The 19,229-nt window shown below is 75.3% G+C and carries 14 protein-coding genes; 6 read left to right on the top strand and 8 right to left on the bottom strand.

Annotation, left to right across the window (positions count from 1 at the left end):
- Window positions 1–39 precede the first annotated feature (39 nt).
- Entirely contained in the window at window positions 40–1,923 is a 1,884-nt protein-coding gene (mutL, locus tag FHS87_RS00660) for a DNA mismatch repair endonuclease MutL (RefSeq protein WP_408906376.1), read from the bottom strand.
- Window positions 1,924–2,075: 152 nt separating this feature from the next.
- Here mutL and FHS87_RS00655 point away from each other — a divergent pair, with 152 nt between their 5' ends.
- A complete protein-coding gene (locus FHS87_RS00655; RefSeq protein WP_184512775.1) occupies window positions 2,076–3,362 on the top strand; it encodes an NAD(P)/FAD-dependent oxidoreductase in 1,287 nt (428 codons plus the stop codon).
- A gap of 10 nt (window positions 3,363–3,372) precedes the next feature.
- Here FHS87_RS00655 and pgi read toward each other — a convergent pair whose 3' ends face one another.
- The gene (pgi, locus tag FHS87_RS00650; RefSeq protein WP_184512773.1) at window positions 3,373–4,974 is read right to left on the bottom strand and encodes a glucose-6-phosphate isomerase; all 1,602 of its coding nucleotides are present in this window, start codon (window positions 4,972–4,974) and stop codon (window positions 3,373–3,375) included.
- Window positions 4,975–5,090: 116 nt separating this feature from the next.
- Between pgi and FHS87_RS00645 the strand changes: the two genes are divergently transcribed.
- The 5 genes from FHS87_RS00645 to FHS87_RS00625 all read left to right on the top strand — a co-directional run bounded on the left by FHS87_RS00645 (window position 5,091) and on the right by FHS87_RS00625 (window position 9,271).
- Entirely contained in the window at window positions 5,091–5,516 is a 426-nt protein-coding gene (locus FHS87_RS00645; RefSeq protein ID WP_246417709.1) for a CidA/LrgA family protein, read from the top strand.
- The gene (locus FHS87_RS00640; protein WP_184512771.1) at window positions 5,513–6,232 is read left to right on the top strand and encodes an LrgB family protein; all 720 of its coding nucleotides are present in this window, start codon (window positions 5,513–5,515) and stop codon (window positions 6,230–6,232) included. The genes FHS87_RS00645 and FHS87_RS00640 overlap by 4 nt, the downstream gene beginning before the upstream one ends.
- A gap of 72 nt (window positions 6,233–6,304) precedes the next feature.
- Complete coding sequence (locus FHS87_RS00635) at window positions 6,305–7,159, top strand: SDR family NAD(P)-dependent oxidoreductase (protein ID WP_184512769.1); 855 nt, start codon at window positions 6,305–6,307, stop codon at window positions 7,157–7,159.
- A gap of 67 nt (window positions 7,160–7,226) precedes the next feature.
- Window positions 7,227–8,459 carry a ribonuclease D gene (gene rnd / locus FHS87_RS00630; RefSeq protein WP_184512767.1) on the top strand — a complete coding sequence of 411 codons (1,233 nt, stop codon included), beginning with the start codon at window positions 7,227–7,229 and terminating at the stop codon, window positions 8,457–8,459.
- 113 nt (window positions 8,460–8,572) lie between these two features.
- Window positions 8,573–9,271, top strand: a complete 699-nt coding sequence (locus FHS87_RS00625; protein ID WP_184512765.1) for a class I SAM-dependent methyltransferase — start codon at window positions 8,573–8,575, stop codon at window positions 9,269–9,271.
- Window positions 9,272–9,337: 66 nt separating this feature from the next.
- On the opposite strand, the gene FHS87_RS00620 is transcribed toward FHS87_RS00625, so the two are convergent.
- Genes FHS87_RS00620 through tsaE form a run of 6 tightly spaced genes read right to left on the bottom strand, consistent with a single transcriptional unit; the run spans window position 9,338 to window position 19,081 of the window.
- Window positions 9,338–10,345: a Bug family tripartite tricarboxylate transporter substrate binding protein gene (locus FHS87_RS00620; protein ID WP_246417708.1), complete on the bottom strand. Its 1,008-nt coding sequence runs from the start codon at window positions 10,343–10,345 to the stop codon at window positions 9,338–9,340.
- 53 nt (window positions 10,346–10,398) lie between these two features.
- Complete coding sequence (addA, locus tag FHS87_RS00615; RefSeq protein ID WP_184512763.1) at window positions 10,399–13,848, bottom strand: double-strand break repair helicase AddA; 3,450 nt, start codon at window positions 13,846–13,848, stop codon at window positions 10,399–10,401.
- Window positions 13,845–16,835 (bottom strand): double-strand break repair protein AddB, encoded by a 2,991-nt coding sequence (gene addB / locus FHS87_RS00610; protein ID WP_184512761.1) that lies wholly within the window; start codon window positions 16,833–16,835, stop codon window positions 13,845–13,847. The genes addA and addB overlap by 4 nt, the downstream gene beginning before the upstream one ends.
- Before the next feature lie 37 nt (window positions 16,836–16,872).
- Window positions 16,873–17,610, bottom strand: a complete 738-nt coding sequence (locus FHS87_RS00605) for a nucleotidyltransferase family protein (RefSeq protein ID WP_184512759.1) — start codon at window positions 17,608–17,610, stop codon at window positions 16,873–16,875.
- Window positions 17,607–18,617 (bottom strand): aminoglycoside phosphotransferase family protein, encoded by a 1,011-nt coding sequence (locus FHS87_RS00600; protein ID WP_184512756.1) that lies wholly within the window; start codon window positions 18,615–18,617, stop codon window positions 17,607–17,609. The genes FHS87_RS00605 and FHS87_RS00600 overlap by 4 nt, the downstream gene beginning before the upstream one ends.
- Window positions 18,614–19,081: a tRNA (adenosine(37)-N6)-threonylcarbamoyltransferase complex ATPase subunit type 1 TsaE gene (gene tsaE / locus FHS87_RS00595; protein WP_184512754.1), complete on the bottom strand. Its 468-nt coding sequence runs from the start codon at window positions 19,079–19,081 to the stop codon at window positions 18,614–18,616. Before tsaE ends, FHS87_RS00600 begins: the two co-directional genes overlap by 4 nt.
- Between the last annotated feature and the right edge of the window lie 148 nt (window positions 19,082–19,229).

Raw genomic sequence — 19,229 nt, 5'->3', positions numbered from 1 at the left:
CCATGGTGGGAAGGTCAAGGCCGGCCGCGGGCGGCGCCCCTAGCTCCGCCCGAACATCCGCGCGAGGTCCCCCGCCCCGAGGCGCAGAAAGGTCGGGCGCCCGTGGGAGCAGGTGGCGGCGCGCGGCGTCGCTTCCATCTCCCGCAGGAGGGCCGCCATCTCGGCGGGGTTGAGGCGCCGCCCGGCGCGGACGCTGCCGTGGCAGGCCAGCCGCGCCACCGCCGCGTCCAGCCGCCGCTCCAGCGCCGTGCTCTCCTCCCAGTCGGACAACTCGGCGGCGATGTCGGCCAGGATGGGCGCGGGCTCGGGCGTGCCGAGGAGGGCGGGCAGAGCCCGGACAAGGATCGCGCCGGGGCCGAAAGGCTCGATCTCCAGCCCCAGCCGGGCAAGGTCCTCGGCGCGCTCGGCCAGCCGGGCGGCATCGGCGGCGGGCATGTCCACCACCGCCGGCAGCAGCAGCGGCTGGGAGCGCACCCCGCCCGAGACGAGCTGGGCCGACAGGCGCTCATGCGTCAGCCGCTCATGCGCCGCGTGCTGGTCCACGAGGATCAGCGCGCCGTCCGGCGCCTCGGCCAGGATGTAGGTGTCCTGGATCTGGGCGAGCGGCCGGCCGAGCGGCCCCTCCGCCGCCGCGCCGGGCGGCAGGGGCGGCGCCTCGGCGGGCACGGTGAGGGCGCCGGGCGGCAGGGCGAAGCGCGGCTGCACCGGCCGGGCCGGGGCCGGGGATGCGAAGGCGAAGCCTCCCTCGGCGAAGCCGGGCGCGCGGGCGGGGATGGCCTCGGGCCAGGGTGCGGTCGGTTCCGATGTGCCGGGCAGGGGCTGGCCGGCGCGGCTGGGCCAGGCGGGATCCGGCGCGTCGGCGAGGCCCCCGGCTGAGCCCCGGCCGAGGGCGGCATCCCAGCCACTGCGCCCCCCGCCCACCCCCGCCCCGGTGCCGAGCGCCCGGCGGAGCGAGGCGATCAGCGCCCCCCGCACCCCGCTCGCGTCGCGGAAGCGCAGCTCGGTCTTCATGGGATGGACGTTCACGTCCACCGCCTCGGGCGGGATCTCCAGGAACAGGGCGGCGACGGGGTGGCGCCCGGCGGCCAGCACATCCCGGTAGGCCACGCGCAGCGCCGCCCGCAGCAGCGGGTCCCGCACGGGGCGGCGGTTGACGACGAGGTGCTGCTCGGCGGCCGTCGCGCGGTGATGGGTCGGCAGCGCGGCCAGGCCCTCCAGGAGGAGGTCGGGCCAGCTTCCCCCCACGGGCACGGAGGCGGCGGCGAAGTCCCGCCCGAGCAGGGCGGCGGCGCGGCCGGCGCGGTCGGCGGGGGGGAGATCCAGCGCGGCGCGGCCGTCCACGGTGACGCGGAAGGCCACCTCCGGCCAGGCCAGGGCGAGGCGCCGCACGGCCTCCACGGCGTGGGAAGCCTCGGTGCCCGGGGTCTTGAGGAACTTGCGGCGGGCGGGGGTGGCGAAGAAGAGGTCCCGCACCTCCACCCGCGTGCCCGGCGGGGCGGCGGCGGGGGTCACCTCCCCCACCCGCCCGGCCTCCACATGGATGGCATGGGCCTCGCCCTCCCGCGGGCGCGTGGTGATCGTCAGGCGGGAGACGGCGCCGATGGAGGGCAGCGCCTCCCCCCGGAAGCCGAGGGTGGCGATGCGGAACAGCGTCTCCTCCTCCGGCAGCTTGGAAGTGGCGTGGCGCTCGATGCACAGGGCGAGGTCGGCGGGGATCATGCCGCGGCCGTCATCCTCCACGAGGATGCGGTCGATCCCCCCGCCCTCCAGCGTGACGGAGACGCGGCGCGCGCCGGCATCGAGGGCGTTCTCCACCAGCTCCTTCACGGCGGCGGCGGGGCGCTCCACCACCTCGCCGGCGGCGATTCGGTCGGCTGTGGTGGGAGGAAGGCGTCGGATGGACTGCGCCTGGGCGAGAGGGATCGGGATCACCCGGGAGGGGATGGGGCTTTCGCGCGCCCCGGACAAGTCTGCCGCGCCGGGGTGAAGAAGGGGTAACCGGCCCGGCGGGAGGGGACCGCGCTCCCTGCCACCTTCCTCCCCGCGACGCGTTGAGCCGGCGAAGGGGATCGCCGATGACGACACCGCACCGCCTGGTCATCCTGGGCGCGGGCGCCGCGGGGCTGGACCTCGCCACCCGCCTCGCCCGCAGCCGCGTGCCCGGCCTGTCCATCACCCTGGTGGACCGCGCGGGATCGAGCATCTGGAAGCCCCGGCTGCACCAGGTGGCCGCGGGCACGCTGGACACGGCGCAGGACGAGGTCGTCCTCCTCGCCCATGCCGCGCGCCACGGCATCGCCTACCGCCCGGGCATCCTGCGCGGGCTGGACCGCGCGGCGCGACGGGTGACGCTCGGCACCGTGCAGGACCGGGAGGGGCGGGACGAGCTGACGGCGGTGGTGGAGTACGACAGCCTCGTCCTCGCCATCGGCAGCCGGGCGGACGACTTCGGCATCCCCGGGGTGCGCGAGCACTGCGCCTTCATCGACGACCGCGAGCAGGCCGAGGCCTTCAACGGCGAGCTGCGCCGGGCCGTGATCCGCTGCCTCGACGACCCCGCCCAGCCGGACCTCTCCATCGCCATCGTCGGCGCCGGCGCCACGGGCACGGAGCTGGCGGCGGAGCTGCACCAGGCGCTGGAGCTCGCGGGCGGCTACGGCCTGCCCGGCCTGCGGCGGCGGCTGCGCGTCACGCTCATCGAGGCGATGCCGCGCATCCTCGCCGCCCTGCCGGAAAAGGTCTCGGACGCCGCGACGGCGGTGCTGCGCCATCTCGGCGTGGAGGTGCTGACCGGGGCGGCCGTGGAATCGGTGGATGCGGAGGGGGTGGTGCTGAAGGGCGGGCGGCGGATCACGGCCGGGATCCGCGTCTGGGCCGCCGGGATCCGCGCGCCCGAGGTGACGCGCGCGCTGGACGGGCTGGAGACGGACCGGGCCGGGCGGATCCGGGTGCATGAATCCATGGTCACGCTGACGGACCCCGCGGTGCTCGCCCTCGGCGACTGCGCCGCCCTGGTGCCGGCGGGGCAGGAGCGGCCGCTCCCCGCCACCGCCCAGGTGGCGCACCAGCAGGCCCGGCACCTCGCCCGCCACCTGCCCGCCTGGCTCCGGGGCACGCCCATCCCGCCCTTCCGCTACGTCCAGCGCGGAGCCCTCGTCTCGCTCGGCGACTACGACGCCTTCGCCAGCCTCGGGCGGCTCGGCGTGCTGCGCGGCGCCTTCATCGAGGGCTGGCTGGCGCGGCTGAGCTACGCGCTGCTCTACCGGCAGTTCCAGCTCGTCGTGCACGGGGCGCGGGTGCCGCTGGTCTGGGCGGCGGGCGCGCTGCGGCGGTTGGCGCGGCCCTCCGTGCGGCTGGAATAGGTTCCCCGGCTCAGTCCGCCCGCAGCCGGTGCAGCTCGGCGATCAGGGCGGTGGTGGAGGGGTCGTGCGCCCCCGCCTTCGCTCCCGGCGCCAGTTCCGGCAACAGCGCGCCGGCGAGCTGCTTGCCCAGCTCCACCCCCCACTGGTCGAAGGCGTTCACCTCCCACAGCGCGCCCAGGCAGAAGACCTTGTGCTCGTACAGGGCGACGAGCTGGCCGAGGGTGTTCGCGTCCAGCCGGGGCAGGACGAGGGTGGTGCTCGGCCGGTCGCCGGGGAAGAGGCGGTGGGGAAGCAGGGCCTCGACCGCCGCCGGCGCCACCCCCTTGGCCTCCATCTCCGCCCTCACCTCGGTCGCGTCCCGCCCGCGCAGCAGGGCCTCGGCCTGGGCGAGGCCGTTGGCCAGGAGCTGCCGGTGGTTCTCCTCGAAGCCGTGGGCAGGATTGGCGACGAGCACGATGTCGGCGGGCACGGGCGTCGTGCCCTGGTGGAGCAACTGCATGAAGGAGTGCTGGGAGTTCGTGCCGGGCTCGCCGAAGACCACGGGGCCGGTCGGGCGCGGCACGGGCAGGCCGCCCAGCGTCACGCGCTTGCCCAGGCTCTCCATCTCCACCTGCTGCAGATGGGCGGGGAAGCGGGCGAGACGCTCGTCATAGGGCAGCACGGCGCGGCTGGGCAGGCCGAGCCCGTTCACGTGCCACACCTCGGTCAGCGCCATGAGCAGGGGCAGGTTCTCGGCCTCGGGGGCGGAGAGGAAGTGCTCGTCCATCCGCCGGGCGCCGGCCAGCAGCGCGGCGAAGACCTCCCAGCCGCAGGCGAGGGCGATGGAGAGGCCGATCGCGGACCACAGGGAGAAGCGCCCGCCCACCCAGTCGCGGAAGCCGAAGACCTGGCTCTCCGGCACGCCGAAATCCGCCGTGGCGCGCAGGTTGGTCGAGAGGGCGACGAGATTCGCCCCGGCCGCCTCCCCCAGCGCGTCCCGCAGCCAGCCGCGCACGAGATGGGCGTTGGCCATGGTCTCGGCCGTGGTGAAGGTCTTGCTGGCGACCAGCACGAGAGTGCGCGCGGGGTCCAGCCCGTGCCGCATGACCTCCCAGGCATGGCCGTCCACGTTGGAGAGGTAGTGCGCCCGCATGGGCATGCCGTGCCGCCACAGGGCGCGGGCGGCCATCTGCGGCCCGAGGTCGGAGCCGCCGATGCCGATGTTCACCACATCGGTGAAGCGCCCCTCTCCATGGATGCGGGCGCAGAAGGCCTGCATGGCGTCCAGCGTGGCGTGGACCTCGGCGGAGGCGTCCTCCTCCCCCGAGCGAAACGTGCCGCGCGGGCCGCGCAGCGCCATGTGCAGCACGGCGCGGTCCTCCGTCGCGTTGATCCGCTCGCCCCGCGCCATGGCGTCCCGCGCCGCCAGCACGCCGCGGGCGAGGTCCAGCAGCGCCTCCCGCACCGCATCGGAGACGGAGGTCTTGGAGAGGTCGGCGAGGATGTCGCCCGCCCGGTGGGTGAAGCGGGCCGCGCGGGAGGGGTCCTCCATCAGCGGTCGGATGGCGGAGGCGCCGGGCGCCCGCGCGAGTTCCGCCAGCCGGTTCCAGGCCGCCTCTGCTCCATCCGCCATGCCGGAACGCCCCTCTTCCAGAATCCGGCGGGAGGTTAGGGGCGCGGGCGGCGGGGCGGAAGCGGGGGGGGCGCCTGACCCTAAAGCCCGCGCCCGGCATGGCGGGGGCGGGGGGAATGCGGGGCTTGGGCGGCACGATCCTCGCTAACCTGCCCCGCATGATCCCAGGCGCCGCCCTCATCCTTCTCTGCCAGCTCGCGGGGGAGGCCATTGCCCATGGCACGGGCTGGCCGCTTCCCGGCCCCGTGCTGGGCATGATGTTCCTTCTCCTCCTGCTCCTCGGCAACGACCTGCTGCCCGAGCCCCTGCCCACCCCCTCCGTCACCGGCGCGGCGGACGGCATCCTGGCCAACCTCTCCCTTCTCTTCATCCCGGCCGGCGTCGGGATTGTGGGCAAGCTGGACGTGCTGGCCCAGTACGGGCTGGGGCTGGCCGTGGCGCTGGTCGCCTCCACCCTCATCGGCCTGGCCGTCACCGCTCTCGTCTTCGCCGGGGTCGCCCGGCTGGTCGGGCGGGACGGGGAAGCGGAGGACGCGGCGTGAGCGACGCGGATTTCAGCCTCTGGGTCTATCTCTCCCGCACGCCGCTGCTCTGGCTGACGGTGACGCTGCTCGCCTATGTCGCGGCGGACCGGCTCTCGGCGGCCCTCGGGCGGCACCCGCTGGCCAATCCCATCCTGATCGCCGTGCTGCTGGCCGCCGGGATGCTGGCCGCCACCGGCACGCCCTACCGCACCTATTTCGAGGGCGCGCAGTTCGTCCACTTCCTCATCGGCCCGGCCACCGTGGCGCTGGCCGTGCCGCTGCACCGCCACCGCCGCACGGTGTGGCGGGCGATCCTGCCGATGGGGGCGGCGCTGCTGGCGGGCTCGCTGGCCGCCATGCTCTCGGCCCTGCTGATCGCCCGCGCCTTCGGCATGCCGGAGACGGTGCTCGCCTCGCTGGCGCCGAAATCCGTCACGGCCGGGGTGGCCATGGGTATCGCCGGCAGCCTGGGCGGGGATCCCGCCCTGGCGGCGGTGCTGGTGATCCTCACCGGGGCGATCGGGGCGGTGACGGTGACGCCGCTGATGAACGCGCTCCGCCTGCGGGACTACCGGGCGCGCGGCTTCGCGGCGGGGCTGGCGGCGCATGGCATCGGCACGGCGCGGGCCTTTCACGTCGATTTCATGGCCGGGACCTTCGCCGGGATCGCGCTCGCGCTGAACGCGCTGGTCAGCGCCGTGCTGGCGCCGGTGGTGCTGCGGGCGCTGCTCTAGGGCGTCCCCCGGCGCAACTCCCGCCCGCCGGCGCCGATCTAGAGGGCTGCCCCGCGATCAGGAGACGCCAGCATGCCCCAGCCCTTCCTTCCCCCCGGCTCAGCGGCCGTGATCACGGGCGGCGCTTCCGGGATCGGACTCGCCGCCGCCTTGCACTTCGCTCGCCTGGGCCTGCGGGTCTGCATCGCGGATCTGGGCGCGGAGAGGCTGGCCCGGGCGGCCGAGGCGCTCTCCGCCGCCGCACCGGGCGGAGAGGCGGAGGTCATGGCGGTGGAGGCGGATGTGAGCCGCCCCGAGGACCTGCGCCGCCTGGAGGCCGAGGTCCGCGCGCGCTTCGGCGGCACCGACCTGCTCATGAACAATGCCGGCGTCCAGCCCGGCAGCGCCCTGTTCGGCCCGGAGGAGAACTGGGAGCGGGTGATCGGCGTGAACCTCTGGGGCGTGATCCACGGCTCGCGCATCTTCGCGCCCGGCATGATCGCGCGCGGGCGGCCGGGCCTGATCATCAACACGGGGTCGAAGCAGGGCATCACCACCCCGCCGGGCGACCCGGCCTACAACGTCTCCAAGGCGGGGGTGAAGGCCTTCACCGAGGCGCTGCAGCACGAGTTGCGGAACACGCCGGATTGCCGGATCACCGCCCATCTGCTGATCCCCGGCTTCGTCTTCACCCCGCTGACGGCGGGCGGGCGCGGCGAGAAGCCCGCGGCCGCCTGGACGCCGGAGCAGACCGTGGACTTCATGATGGACCGGCTGGCGGCCGGCGACTTCTACATTCTCTGTCCCGACAACGACGTGCCGCGCGCGCTGGACGAGCGCCGCATCCTCTGGGCCGCGGGCGATATCGTCGAGAACCGCCCGCCTCTCTCGCGCTGGCACCCGGATCATGCGGGGGCCTTCAAGGCCTTCGTGGAACGCGGGGGCTGAGGGGCGGGAAGCGGCCCGTTCACGCCGGGGATTTGTGGGGCGCGCGTTCCTCCCTTAAAGGGCGCGCATGTCCCGCCGCCCCGCCGCCAGCGCCGATCCCGAGCCCGTGCTGATCACCACCACCGAGGAGCTCGTCCCGCTCTGCGAGCGGTTGCGCCAGGAGCCCTTCGTGACGGTGGACACGGAGTTCATGCGCGAGCGGACCTACTGGCCGGAGCTCTGCGTGGTGCAGCTCGGGGGCGAGCGGGACACGGCGGTGGTGGATGCCCTCGCCCCGGGGATCGACCTCTCCCCCCTCGGCGCCCTGCTCGCGGACGATCAGGTGGTGAAGGTCTTCCATGCCTGCCGGCAGGACGTGGAGATCTTCCTCCTGCGCTTCGGCGGGACCCCGCAGCCGATGTTCGACACCCAGATCGCCGCCATGGTGGCCGGCTTCGGCGACCAGGCGAGCTATGACAGCCTCGCCCGCGCGCTGGCGGGCGCGCAGATCGACAAGGCCTACCGCTTCTCCGACTGGTCCGCCCGCCCGCTCTCGCCGGCCCAGATCGCCTATGCGGCGGCGGATGTGACGCATCTCCGCCGCATCTACGCCGCGCTGCGCGAGAGGCTGGCGCGGGAGGGGCGGCTGGACTGGGTGGCGGAGGAGATGGCGGCGCTGACCGACCCCGCCACCTACGGCACCGATCCCGACAGCGCCTGGGAGAAGCTGCGCCCGCGCACGAACAACCGCCGCTTCCTCGCCACGCTGCGCGCCATCGCGGCCTGGCGGGAGCGGGAGGCGCAGCGGGTGAACATCCCGCGCCAGCGGCTGCTGCGCGACGAATCCCTGCTGGAGGTGGCGGCCACCGCCCCCGCCGACGCCGCCGCCCTGGCCCGCGCCCGCGGCGTGACCGAGGGCTTCGCTCGCGGCAAGTCCGGCGCCTCCCTCATCGCCGCCATCGAGGCCGCGAAGGAGCTGCCGGATGCCGAGCTGCCCGAGGTTCCGCGCGAGCGGGCCGGCCCTTCCCCCTCTCCGGCGCTGGTCGCGCTGCTGAAGGTGCTGCTCGCCGCCAAGGCCGAGGAGCACCAGGTGGCCCCCCGCCTGCTGGCCAGCTCGGAGGAGCTGGACCGGCTGGCGGCCGACGCCCCGGGCGACCTGCCCGCCCTCCAGGGCTGGCGCCGCCGCGTCTTCGGGGCGGACGCGCTGGCCCTGCGCGACGGCGACCTCGCCCTTGGGGTGGAGGGGCGCCGGGTGCGGCTCATCCGCCAGGGCGCCTCGCAGGGAGCCTCGGCCGGCGCCGACGGTGGCGGGGCGGGCTGAAACCCTCGTCCTCCCCGCGGATTGAAGCCCCTGGGCAACCCCCGCGCTTGCGCCGGGCCGCCCCGTGGTTTAGCGCCCTTCCCCGTCCCACCGCATCGGATCACGAACAACACATGGCGCGGACCCTGCCCGAGATGACCGCCGATCCCGCGCGCGACCACAAGCGCGCGGTGCTGGACGCGGGGGCCGTGCGGGACGCCTATCGCCGCTGGGCCGGCGTGTACGACGCGGTCTTCGGCGGCGTCTCCTCCTTCGGCCGCAAGCGGGCGGTGGCGGCGGTGAACCGCCTGCCCGGGAACCGCGTGCTGGAGGTGGGGGTGGGCACCGGCCTGGCGCTGCCCCGCTATCGCCGGGACAAGCGGGTGGTCGGCATCGACCTCTCGCGGGAGATGCTGGAGAAGGCGAACGAGCGTGTCGCGGCCGAGAACCTCTCCCATGTCGAGGGGCTGATCGAGATGGACGCGGAGCGCATGGCCTTCGCCGACGACTCCTTCGACATCGCGGTGGCCATGTTCACCGCCAGCGTCGTGCCCGACGCGCGCCGGCTCTTCGCCGAGATGTCGCGGGTGGTGCGGCCGGGCGGGCGGCTGCTCTTCGTGAACCATTTCGCGGCGCAGGACGGCCCGCGCTGGTGGGTGGAGCGCACCATGGCCCCCCTCTCCCGCGTGCTCGGCTGGCACCCGGACTTCGCGCTCTCCGACCTGCTGGACGGCGATGCGGAGGTCGAGGCGCTGGAGTCCTGCCCGCCCGGCGGGCTGTTCACCCTGGTGCAGGTCCGCAACGCCCAGGCGGCCCAGGCCCTGGCCGCCTGACACCGGCCCTTCCCCTCCGGGGGAAAAGGGCTCGGGCCCCGTAGAGGAGGCCCGCCCCGGGCGCCGCTACTGCACCTTGATGTCGCGCGAGCGGATCACCTCGCGCCACTTCCTGTTCTCCGCGGCGTTGTAGGCCGCCCATTCCTCCGGCCGCTGCGTCTCGGGCGCGACGGCGAGGGCGGCGAGGCGCTCGCGCGTCTCCGGGGCGGTCATGGCGGCGCGGGCCAGCTCGTTGATGCGGGAGACGATCGGCGCGGGCGTGCCGGCGGGGGCGAGGAGCGCGATGTGCTCCACCGCCTCGTAATCGGGGAAGCCCTGCTCGCGGAAGGTCGGGATCTCCGGGGCGACGGGGCTCCGCTCGCGAGAGGAGATGGCGAGCGGCCGCAGCTCGCCCGACCCGATCAGCGGCAGCAGGCCGGAGGCCGCCTGGATCACCATGGAGACCTCGCCCTGCAGCGTGCCCTGCACGGCCTGGGCGCCGGCGCGGTAGCCGACATCGTTCAGCTGCAGCCCGGCGGCCTGGAGGAACAGCTCCGTCGCCAGATGGGTGGAGCTGCCCGTGCCGGAATTGGCATAGGTCATGTTGCTGCCCGGCCGCTTGGCCAGGGCGATGAACTCGGCCAGCGTGCGGGCGGGCGAGTTCTTCGGCACCACGAGGATCATCGGCTGCGCGGCGATGAGGCCGATGCCGGTGAAGGCCGCGTCGTTGTCGTAGGCGAGCTGGTAGAGATGCGGCGCCATCGCATAGGTGCTGATGGTGCCCACCAGCAGCGTGTAGCCGTCCGGCCGCGCGCGGGCGACGGAGGCGAAGCCGATCGTGCCGTTGGCGCCCGCGCGGTTGTCCACCACGAAGGACCGGGCGGTATCCTGCGAGAGCCGCGCGGCGAGGATGCGCGCCACCGCATCGGTGGAGCCGCCCGCCGCCCAGGGCACGACGAGGGTGACGGGCCGCTCGGGATAGGCGCCCGCCCCGGCACCCACACTGGCCCCTTGCGCCACGGCGGCGCGCGGCGCGGCGAGGTGGAGCATCGGCAGGCCGAGCGCGGCGGCGCCGAGAGTGCGGCGGGTGATCATTCCAGGCGTTCCCCAGCGGCCCGCTTGGTGCGGGCCGTTCCGGGGGCTGAATGTCACGATTCCCGATGCAGCGGCAAGGCGCCCGGCGCGTGCGGGTCCAGCACCGCGTCCGGCAGCGGCATGACATGGCCGGACCAGGTCCAGACGAGGGCGCACTCCACCCGCCGCCCGGGCCAGGCGGCGCGCAGCACGGCGCGATAGGCCGCCATCTGCCGGAGATAGGCGGGCTGGACCTTCGAAACCTCCTCCGGCGGCGGGCGGTTGGTCTTGTAGTCCAGCACGAGCACGCGGTCGGGCCCGACCAGCAGCCGGTCCACCTGCCCCGCGATGGGGATGCCCCCGACCACCCCGGCCAGCGGCGCCTCGGCGAGGCTGTCCGGCCCGAAGGCGCCCGTCAGCGCGGGGTGGCGCAGCACCGCCAGCGTCTCGGCCAGCGTCGCTTCCCTCTCCGAGGGGTCGAGCCCGTGGCCGGGGCGGGCGAGGTGGCGGCGGGCCAGCTCCTCCCAGCGGGATTCCGGGTGCTCCGGCAGGTGCTGGAGCAGGCCGTGGATCAGCAGCCCGCGCCGGAAGCGCCGGCCGCCGGGATCGCCCGCGCCGTGCGGGGCGGCCGGGGTCTCGGCCTCGCCCTCCAGGCGGGAGGGGGCGATGGGGTCCTCGCTCGCCTCCGGGGGCGCGGCGACGGTGGCCCAGTGCGGCAGGATGGCGGCCTCGGCGCGCAGCACGGCGGGGTCGGGCTTCGGCTCGGCCTCCTGCGCGGTGGTGATCTCCCATCCCTCCGGGCCGAAGCCGCAGCCTTCGGGCAGGCCGAGCGCCGCGGGGTCGAAGGGCACGCGGGCGAAGCCGGGCCTGCCGCCCTCCAGCCCGCGGAAGAATCCCTCCTTCACCAGCGTGTGCCAGGGCGGGTGGGCCGGCGGCTTGCGAGGGGCGAGGCCGCAGACGAGCAGCCGGTCCTCCGCCCGCGTCAGCGCGACGTAAAGGAGGCGGTTCTCCTCCTCCGCATCCGCATGGGCGCGGGCGTCGCGCGCGCGGGTCCAGTGGGCGGCCTGGAACTCCTTGCGCGGCGCCCAGAGGGGGACTTCCAGCGGCACCTCTCCCGCCTCGCCGCGGCTCCAGAGCAGCGTGTCGCGCGCGCCGCCCCGGCCGATATCGGGGATGATGACGACGGGCGACTGCAACCCCTTCGACCCGTGCGCGGTCATGATGCGCACGGCATCCGCCGCGTTCTCCATCTCCCGCTTCACCTCGGCGCCGCCGCGGCGGAGCCACTGCACGAAGCCTTGCAGCGAGGGCGCGTGGCGGTTCTCGTGGCGGAGCGCGGCGGAGAGCAGCTCGTCCAGCGCCTCCGCGGCCTCGGCGCCCAGCCGCGCGAGGAGGCGGGCGCGGCCGCCATGCTCGCCCAGCACCTCCGAGAGCAGCGCGTGGGGCGTGACGAGATCCGCGCGGTCCGCCAGCGCCGCGATCCAGGAGGCGGCCGCGCCGATCGCCGACCTCTCCTCCCGCCGCTTGACCAGCACGTGCCAGAGCGGCCCTTCCCGCCCGTGGGCGAGGGCGAAGAGGTCGTCCTCCGACATGCCGATCAGCGGCGACTTCAGCAGCGCGGCGAGCGCGAGATCGTCCTCGGGCAGCAGCAGCACGTCGCACAGCGCCAGCATGTCCCGCACCGCGATCTGCTTCACCAGCTCGATCCGGTCCACGCCGCCCACGGGGATGGCCCGCTTCTTCAGCTCGCGCACGAGCAGCTCGATCAGACGCGTGCGGCGGCGGACCAGCACCATCACGTCGCCGGGGCGGATGGGACGGTCGCCGCGCGCGGGCAGCGTCTCCTCCCGGATCATGCGCCCGATGCGCGCGGCGATGGCCTGGGCGAGCAGGGCCTCGGAATCCTGCGCGGCCACGGGATCGCGCGGGACGATCCAGGGCTCGGGCGCCTCCGCCCCGGCATGCTCGAGGAGCGGCCAGATCTCCACCTTCCCCGCATGGCCCGCGCGGTCGGCCGAGTGCTCCAGCATCACGCCGTCGCGCACCACGCCCTTGCGCGCCACGCCATCGGCGAAGACGTGGTCGACGAGGTTGAGCACGGGCGCGCAGGAGCGGAAGGAGACGTTCAGCGGCACGCGCTCGAACACCGAGCCGCCGCGCGTCACCTGCGCGTCGAAGCGCGACTCCCACTCGGCGAAGCCGCGGGCGTCGGCGCCCTGGAAGCCGAAGATGCTCTGCTTCTCGTCGCCCACGACGAAGAGGGTGCGGTCGCCCGGCTCGCGCGTGCCGGAGCCGGCGAAGAACTCCTCTGCCAGCGCCTGGGCGATGCCCCACTGCGCGGGGTTCGTGTCCTGCGCCTCGTCGAGCAGGAGGTGGTCGAGGCCGCCATCGAGCTTGAACAGCACCCAGGCCGAGCCGGGATCGCGCAGCAGGCCCTGGGCGCGGTGGATGAGGTCGTCGAAATCCAGCGCGCCGCGGCGCTGCTTGCGCGCGCGGTAGTCCTCCAGCACCGGCCGCGCGGCGGAGAGCAGCGATCCCGTGGCGCCGAGCAGGCGGTGCGCGCTCCAGCGGGAGAGCAGCGCCTCCACCCGCGCCATCTCCTCGGCGAAGGCGGCCTCCTTCGCCAGCGCGGCGCGCGGCTCGCCCTTCTGCGTGAACAGCGCCTCCTGCCAGGCGGGCCAGCGGGAGACGCGCGCCTCCTCCGGCTCGGACAGGATGGAGAGCAGCGTCATCGCCGCCTCGCGCGGGCCCTTGTTCTTGTGCTGGGCAAGGGTGGACAGCGCCTCGCGGAAGGAATCCGGCGGGCAGCAGAGGCGGAGGAGAAGGGTCTCCTCCGTCTCCTCCCCCGGGATCTCAAGGCACTCGCGCAGCGCCGCGGCGTGGCCGTCCGCGCGCTCCAGCAGGGGGCGCAGGCGCTCGCGCTTGCCCACCAGCTCGCGCAGCGCCTTGGCCAGGCTGTCGGCGGAGACGAGCCGCGCGAGGCCGGCCAGCGCCTCCTCCGGGATGGCGCGGCCGGCCAGCGCGGCCTCGCGCGCCTCGGCCAGCAGCGTCGCGCTGTCCGCCTCCTCCAGCAGGGTGAAGGCGGGGGGCAGCCTCGCCTCCAGCGGGAAGGAGCGGAGCAGCGACTGGCAGAAGGCGTGGATCGTCGCGATCCGCATGCCCCCGGGCTGCTCCAGCACACGGCAGAAGAGGCGGCGCGCGGTCTCGATCTCGGCGCGGGTCGGCGGCTGGCCCGTGAGGTCCTCCAGCGCCTGCCGCAGCGCGGGCTCCTCCAGCACGGACCACTGGCCCAGCCGCAGGGCGAGGCGCGTCGCCATCTCCGCCGCCGCGGCCTTGGTGAAGGTGAGGCAGAGGATGCGGCCGGGCTGCGTGTCCTCCCGCAAGAGAAGGCGCAGCACGCGGTCCGTCAGCACCTTCGTCTTGCCCGAGCCGGCGGAGGCGCCCACCCAGGCGGAGATGCGGGGATCGGACGCCGCCTGCTGCGCGTAGCGCGCGCGGACCCGCGCCGAGAGGGCTTCGTTCACGCGGAATCGCCCCCTTCCGCGCCGCCCCATTCGGCCAGGCGCGAGAGATGGTCGTACTCGTCCCCCTTGGGCGCGCGCGCGGGGTGCGGGCGGGCGAGGAAGGGGCGGTCGCCCAGCAGGAAGTCCTGGACGAGCGTGTTCAGCGCCTCGAAGGCGTTCTCGCTCACCTCCGGCAGGGTGGAGTCCTTCGGGCGGAAGGGAACGGCGGTGCCGGCCTCCCAGCCACCGGAGACGTGCCAGTGCTCCAGCGAGGAGACCCCGGCGGCGGGGATGCCGGCGAAGCCGCCGCGCGCGGCGATGGCGGCCTCCAGCGGCATCTGCGGCGCGCGGCCGTCCGCGATCTCGCTGTTGTTCGGGGGCGCGCCGGTCTTGAGGTCGATCAGCACGAGGCTGCCGTCCTTCATGACGTCCACCCGGTCCGCGCGGCCTTCCAGCCGCACGCCGCAGGGAAGCTCGATGCCGCCGCTGATCTCGGCGTGCCGGGTCGCCACGCCGTCCCGCCGCCGCTCCTCATCGAGCACGAATTCCGCGATGCGCGCGAGGCGCGGGCGCCAGTAGGCGACGAGGCCCGGGCGCGGCGCGAACTCGGCCAGCGCCTCCTCCGTGGCCGCCTCGAAATGCGCGGCGGCCTCGGTGCAGCGGGGGTCGCCGTCGCAGAGCGTCAGCCAGCGCGAAACCATGTGGTGGACGATGTTGCCGTACTCCGCCGCATCCGCCTCGGCGTCGAGATCATCGAGGGGGCGCAGCTTCAGCACGCGCTTGGCATACCATGCGTAGGGGTCGGATTTCAGCAGCCACACATCGGTTACGCCGATGCGGCGCGGGCGCAGGGCCGCGGGCGGCGCGGGGGCCGGGCGGGCGCAGGGGCGCGCCACGTCGGGCATGTCGAGCAGCCCCGCCCAGCCCGTGGCGGGCGAGGTTTCCAGCCCGCCCAGCCCCTGCCCGTTGAGGAAGGTCTCGATCCGCGTCAGCCAGCGCGCGGCCACCGTGGGCGAGCCGCCGCGCTTGCGGGCGCGGGAGAGCGTCGCGCGCGGTGCCGAGAGGGCGGAGAGAAAGAAGTCCGCGCAGACGCGGCCGATCCGCGCCTCGGGCGCGGGCAGGCCGAAGGCGGCGCGCATCGGGCGGCTCATCCAAGCGCCGGGATCGGTCGCGAGCGGCCAGACGCTCTCCTCCAGCGCGCCGAGCACCACGCGGTCGAAGGACTGGAGCCGGGCTTCGAGGAGGCCGAGGATCTGCACGCGCGGGTGGGAGGCGCCCTTGCGCCCGCGCACGGTGCGCACCCCCGGGGCGAGCGGGCCTTCCAGCAGCGCGTCGAACAGCGCGGGCCAGGCGGCGGCCTCCAGCGGCGGCAGGGCGCGCATGGCGGGCTCGAGCGAGGCGAGATGCACGGCCAGCGGCTCGCCCTCCTCGCCGCGATAGAGGCGCAAGCCCCCGGGAAGCTCGTCGGTGGAGGCGAGGGCCTCGGCGGCGGCGAGATGGTCGGCCAGCAGGTCCGCCGGCGGGCGCACCTCGCGCTCCAGCGCGCGGAAGTTGCCGAGCGCCGCCTCCAGCGCGTCGAGCATCGCGCGCACGCGGGCGCGCGGCTCCTCGTGGCGGATCGCCTCGGCGGCGCGGCGCAGCCCTTCCAGCCCGGCGCCGGGGCGCGGGCCGCGGAGCGCGTATCGCTCGAGCTCGCGCACCGCCTGCATCCAGGCCTGGCGCGGCATGCCGCCCGAGCAGAGCGGGTGCTTCAGGCAGCCGAGCAGCGGGATGGGCGCGAAGCCCTCCTCCACCATCCGCCCGATCTGGCGCAGGAAGGCGCCGGCCGGCGTCATGCCCAGCGGCTGGCCGGCGGAGTCGTCGGCCAGGATGCCGTGGCGCAGCAGCTCCACCGAGACGCGGCGGGCCAGGTCGCGGTCCGGCGTCACCAGCGCGGCGCGGGCGCCGGGGGTCTCCAGGGCTTCCCGCAGCAGGAGCGCGATGGCGGCGGCCTCGCCCGCCTCGTCCGGGGCGATCAGCACGTCCAGGCCGGAGAGGGCGGGGCGCCAGCGCTCGGGCTCCCTCTCCTGCCAGCAGGCGATGCCCTCCTCCGGGCGCAGGGCGCGGGCGAGAAGCTCGGCGCGGGCCTCGTTCGGCGCGGGCGCCTCCGGGGCGCGGTAGGGCCAGGGGCGCAGGTCGGCGGCGGTGGCGTCCATGCCGCGCAGCAGGCGGGCGGTGCCGTTCAGCGGGTGGCTGTTCGCCTCCCGCAGCACCTCCCACAGCCCGGCATCCATTTCCTCCCCCGCGCCGTGCAGCACCACCGCGCCCTTCTCCATGCGGGCGATGGCGCGCAGCAGCTCGGTCGCGGCGGGGATGGTGCCGCCGATGCCGATGCCGGCCGCGATCACAGGGTCCTTCGGCGGGCTGTCGCGCCAGGCGGCGGCCTGGGCGCGCAGCGTGACGACGCGGCGCGCGCCGATGTCGGAGAGGCCCTGCTCGTCGAGCCAGGCGTGCCAGTAGCGGATGGCGGCGCCGAGGAACTCGTGGGTGATCTTCCAGTGCGTCGCCAGCTCGCCCGTGACGAGGTCCGGGATGCCCTCGGGGTCGCATCCCTCCAGCGCCATTTCGTCCAGCAGCGTCGAGAGTTCCAGCGCGAGGCGCCAGGCCTGGTCCGGGTTGCTCGGGCCGCCGAGATGCGGCGGCAGGCGCATCACCACCTCGGTCAGCACGGAGAGGCGCCGCGCGGGGTCCACCGCCGGCGGCTCGTCCAGCAGGGCGGGGAGGGACAGCTCCTCCGCATCCTCGGTCGAGAGGCCGGCGAGCGCGCGGAGGCGGGGCAGCAGCAGCGCGGGCTTGCCGGAGGCGCGGAGGAAGGCTTCGCGCAAGGAGCGCGCGGCGCGGCGGGTGGGCAGGAGGATGGTGGTGCGGGCGAGCGCCGCCGGATCGTCCAGCCCATCGGCCATGGCGAGCACGCCATAGGCGAGATCGTCGAGGAAGGGGCGGTGGGCCGGAATCTCGTACAGCCTCAACGCACGTCCCCTGCCTGCCCCCGATGAGAGAACAGCGCTAGAACAGCTTCACGAGGCCCTTGTCCAGAACTTCCTCAGCCCGTTGCAGATCCGGTGGGGTCGAGAGGTGGAACCAGACGCCGTCATGCACCAGCCCGTAGAGCCGCCCGGCCTCGATCGCGCGCATCCAGGCCCGCATCAGCCCGAAGCGGCCGGGCTGCGTGCCGTCCAGCAGGCGGGGATGGATGATCTGCACGCCGGTATAGGTATAGGGCGCGACCTCCCTCTCCTTCGGGCGGCGGACGCGGCCGAGGGGATCGAGCAGGAAGTCGCCGAGCCCGACATCGCCGTCCACCGTCGCGGCGCGCACGAGCAGCAGCAGCGCGTCCATCTGATCCGCGTCGAAGGCGGCGGCGAGGCGCGCGAGGGCGGGGGTGGGGCCGTCCAGCCAGTAGGCGTCGCCGTTCACAACAGCGAATGGGGGCGCGAAGGGCTCCCCGCCGAGATGCGGCAGGGCGTTGCGGATGCCGCCGCCGGTCTCCAGCAGCTCATCCTCCACCAGCACCGTGGTGCGGGGGGCCGTGCGCGCCGCGCAGGCGGCCACGACCTGCGGCGCGAGGTGGAAGGCGTTCACCACCACATCCCCCACGCCCGCCTCGTCCAGCCGGTCCAGCGCGTGGTCCAGCAGGGAGCGGCCGCGCAGGGTGAGCAGGGGCTTCGGCACGGTCTCGGTCAGCGGGCGCATCCGCGTGCCGAGCCCGGCCGCCAGCACCATGCCATGGGTGAGGCGGATCATGCGGCGGGTTCCATGAGGGGGTTGGCGCGGCGGTCGCGCGGCAGGTTCTCGTCGAGGAAGGCGGCGAGCGGCGCCGTGGCGGGGTGGCGCAGCACCTCCTCCAGCAGGCGCCAGCAGCGCGGGCCGTGCCGGAGGTAGTGCGGCTTCCCGTCCCGCCGGTCCAGCCGCACCCAGAGGGCGGCGACGCGCAGGTGGCGCTGCGCGGCCATGGCGGCCGTCGCGGCCTCGAACGCCTCGCGGTCGATGCCGGGGCGGAGGTCGAGGTAGCGCGCGGTCGCGGCCCGGCGCACCTCCCCGGCCACGTCGCGGCGCGCGTCCTGTAGCAGGCTCACGAGGTCATAAGCGGGGTGGCCGTGGCCGGCATCCTGGAAGTCGATGATCCCCACCGAGGCCGGGCCGGGCCGGGCCGACAGGGGGAGGAGGTTGGCGGGGAAGTAGTCCCGGTGGACGAAGCCGCCCGCACCTTCGAAAGGCTTGAGCATCGCGCGCATGGCGGCGTGGAAGCCCTCCCGCTGGGCGGGGGTGGGCCCGGCCCCCATCGCGGCGGGCCACCACCAGTCGAGGAAGGTGGCGCCGGCGGCGCGGGCCATGGCCTCGCCCTCCCAGGCCGGCAGGCCGGGCGGCGGCGGGGCCTCGTGCAGCGCGGCGAGGGTTTCGGCGGCCGCGAGGTAGAGGGGCAGCGGCTCCGCCCCCCCATCCAGCAGCGTGGCGTGGGTCGGCTCGCCCAGGTCCTCCAGCAGCAGCAGCCCGGCCGGCGGGTCGGCGGCCAGCACCTCCGGGGCGGAGAGGCCGATCCCGCGGAGATGGGCCGCGATGGCGAGGAAGGCGCGCAGGTCGGCCTCGGCCGAGGGCAGCCCCACGGCGGCAGCGCCCGACCCGTCCATCAGCAGGGCCGGGCGCGGCCCGCCGGCGAGCCTGACGTAGCGGCGGTGCCCCGCATCCCCCGGCAGGGGCGTGCGGCGCGCCCCGGCGAAGCCATGGGCGGCGAGGAAGGCGTCGGTGCTCATGCGGTCTCGGCCAGGGCGGCCAGCCGGGGGTCGTCCCAGCCGGCGAGGGTTGCGGTGCGGGCCTCCGGCGCCCCGGCGGGGGACAGGGCGATGCGGAGGGCGCCGGGCGGGGCGAAGCGGCCGAGGCGGTCCGGCCATTCCACCAGCACGATCCCGTCCAGCGCCTCCTCCCAGCCCAGCTCGGGCAGGGCGTCCGGCCCCTCCAGCCGGTAGAGGTCCATGTGGTGCGCCGCCCCGAGGGGCAGGTCGTAGGACTGGACGAGGGTGAAGGTGGGGGACGGCACTTCCAGCCCCGGATCGCCCGCCGCGGCGCGCAGGAAGGCGCGGGCGAAGGCGGATTTCCCCGCGCCCAGCGGCCCGTCGAGCAGGATGGCGTCGCCCGGGCGCGCCAGGCGGGCGGCCCGCGCGGCGAGTGCGGCGGTCGCGGCCTCGTCGGGCAGGGCGAGGGTGATCGGGGATGGCATCGGTGCCCCTTTCTGCCCGCTTGTCCCCTCCGCCGGCAAGCCGCGCGGGGATCGGCCAGGCCCAGGCAGGCCCAGGCGGGGAAACCCGCCCGCGCCGATCCGGTTAGCCCCTCACGGGCGGCCGTGGGGCCGCCAGGGAAAGGAACCC

The sequence above is a fragment of the Muricoccus pecuniae genome, assembly GCF_014199205.1.
GTDB lineage: Bacteria > Pseudomonadota > Alphaproteobacteria > Acetobacterales > Acetobacteraceae > Roseomonas > Roseomonas pecuniae.
This window is presented reverse-complemented; position numbering and strand designations above follow the sequence as displayed.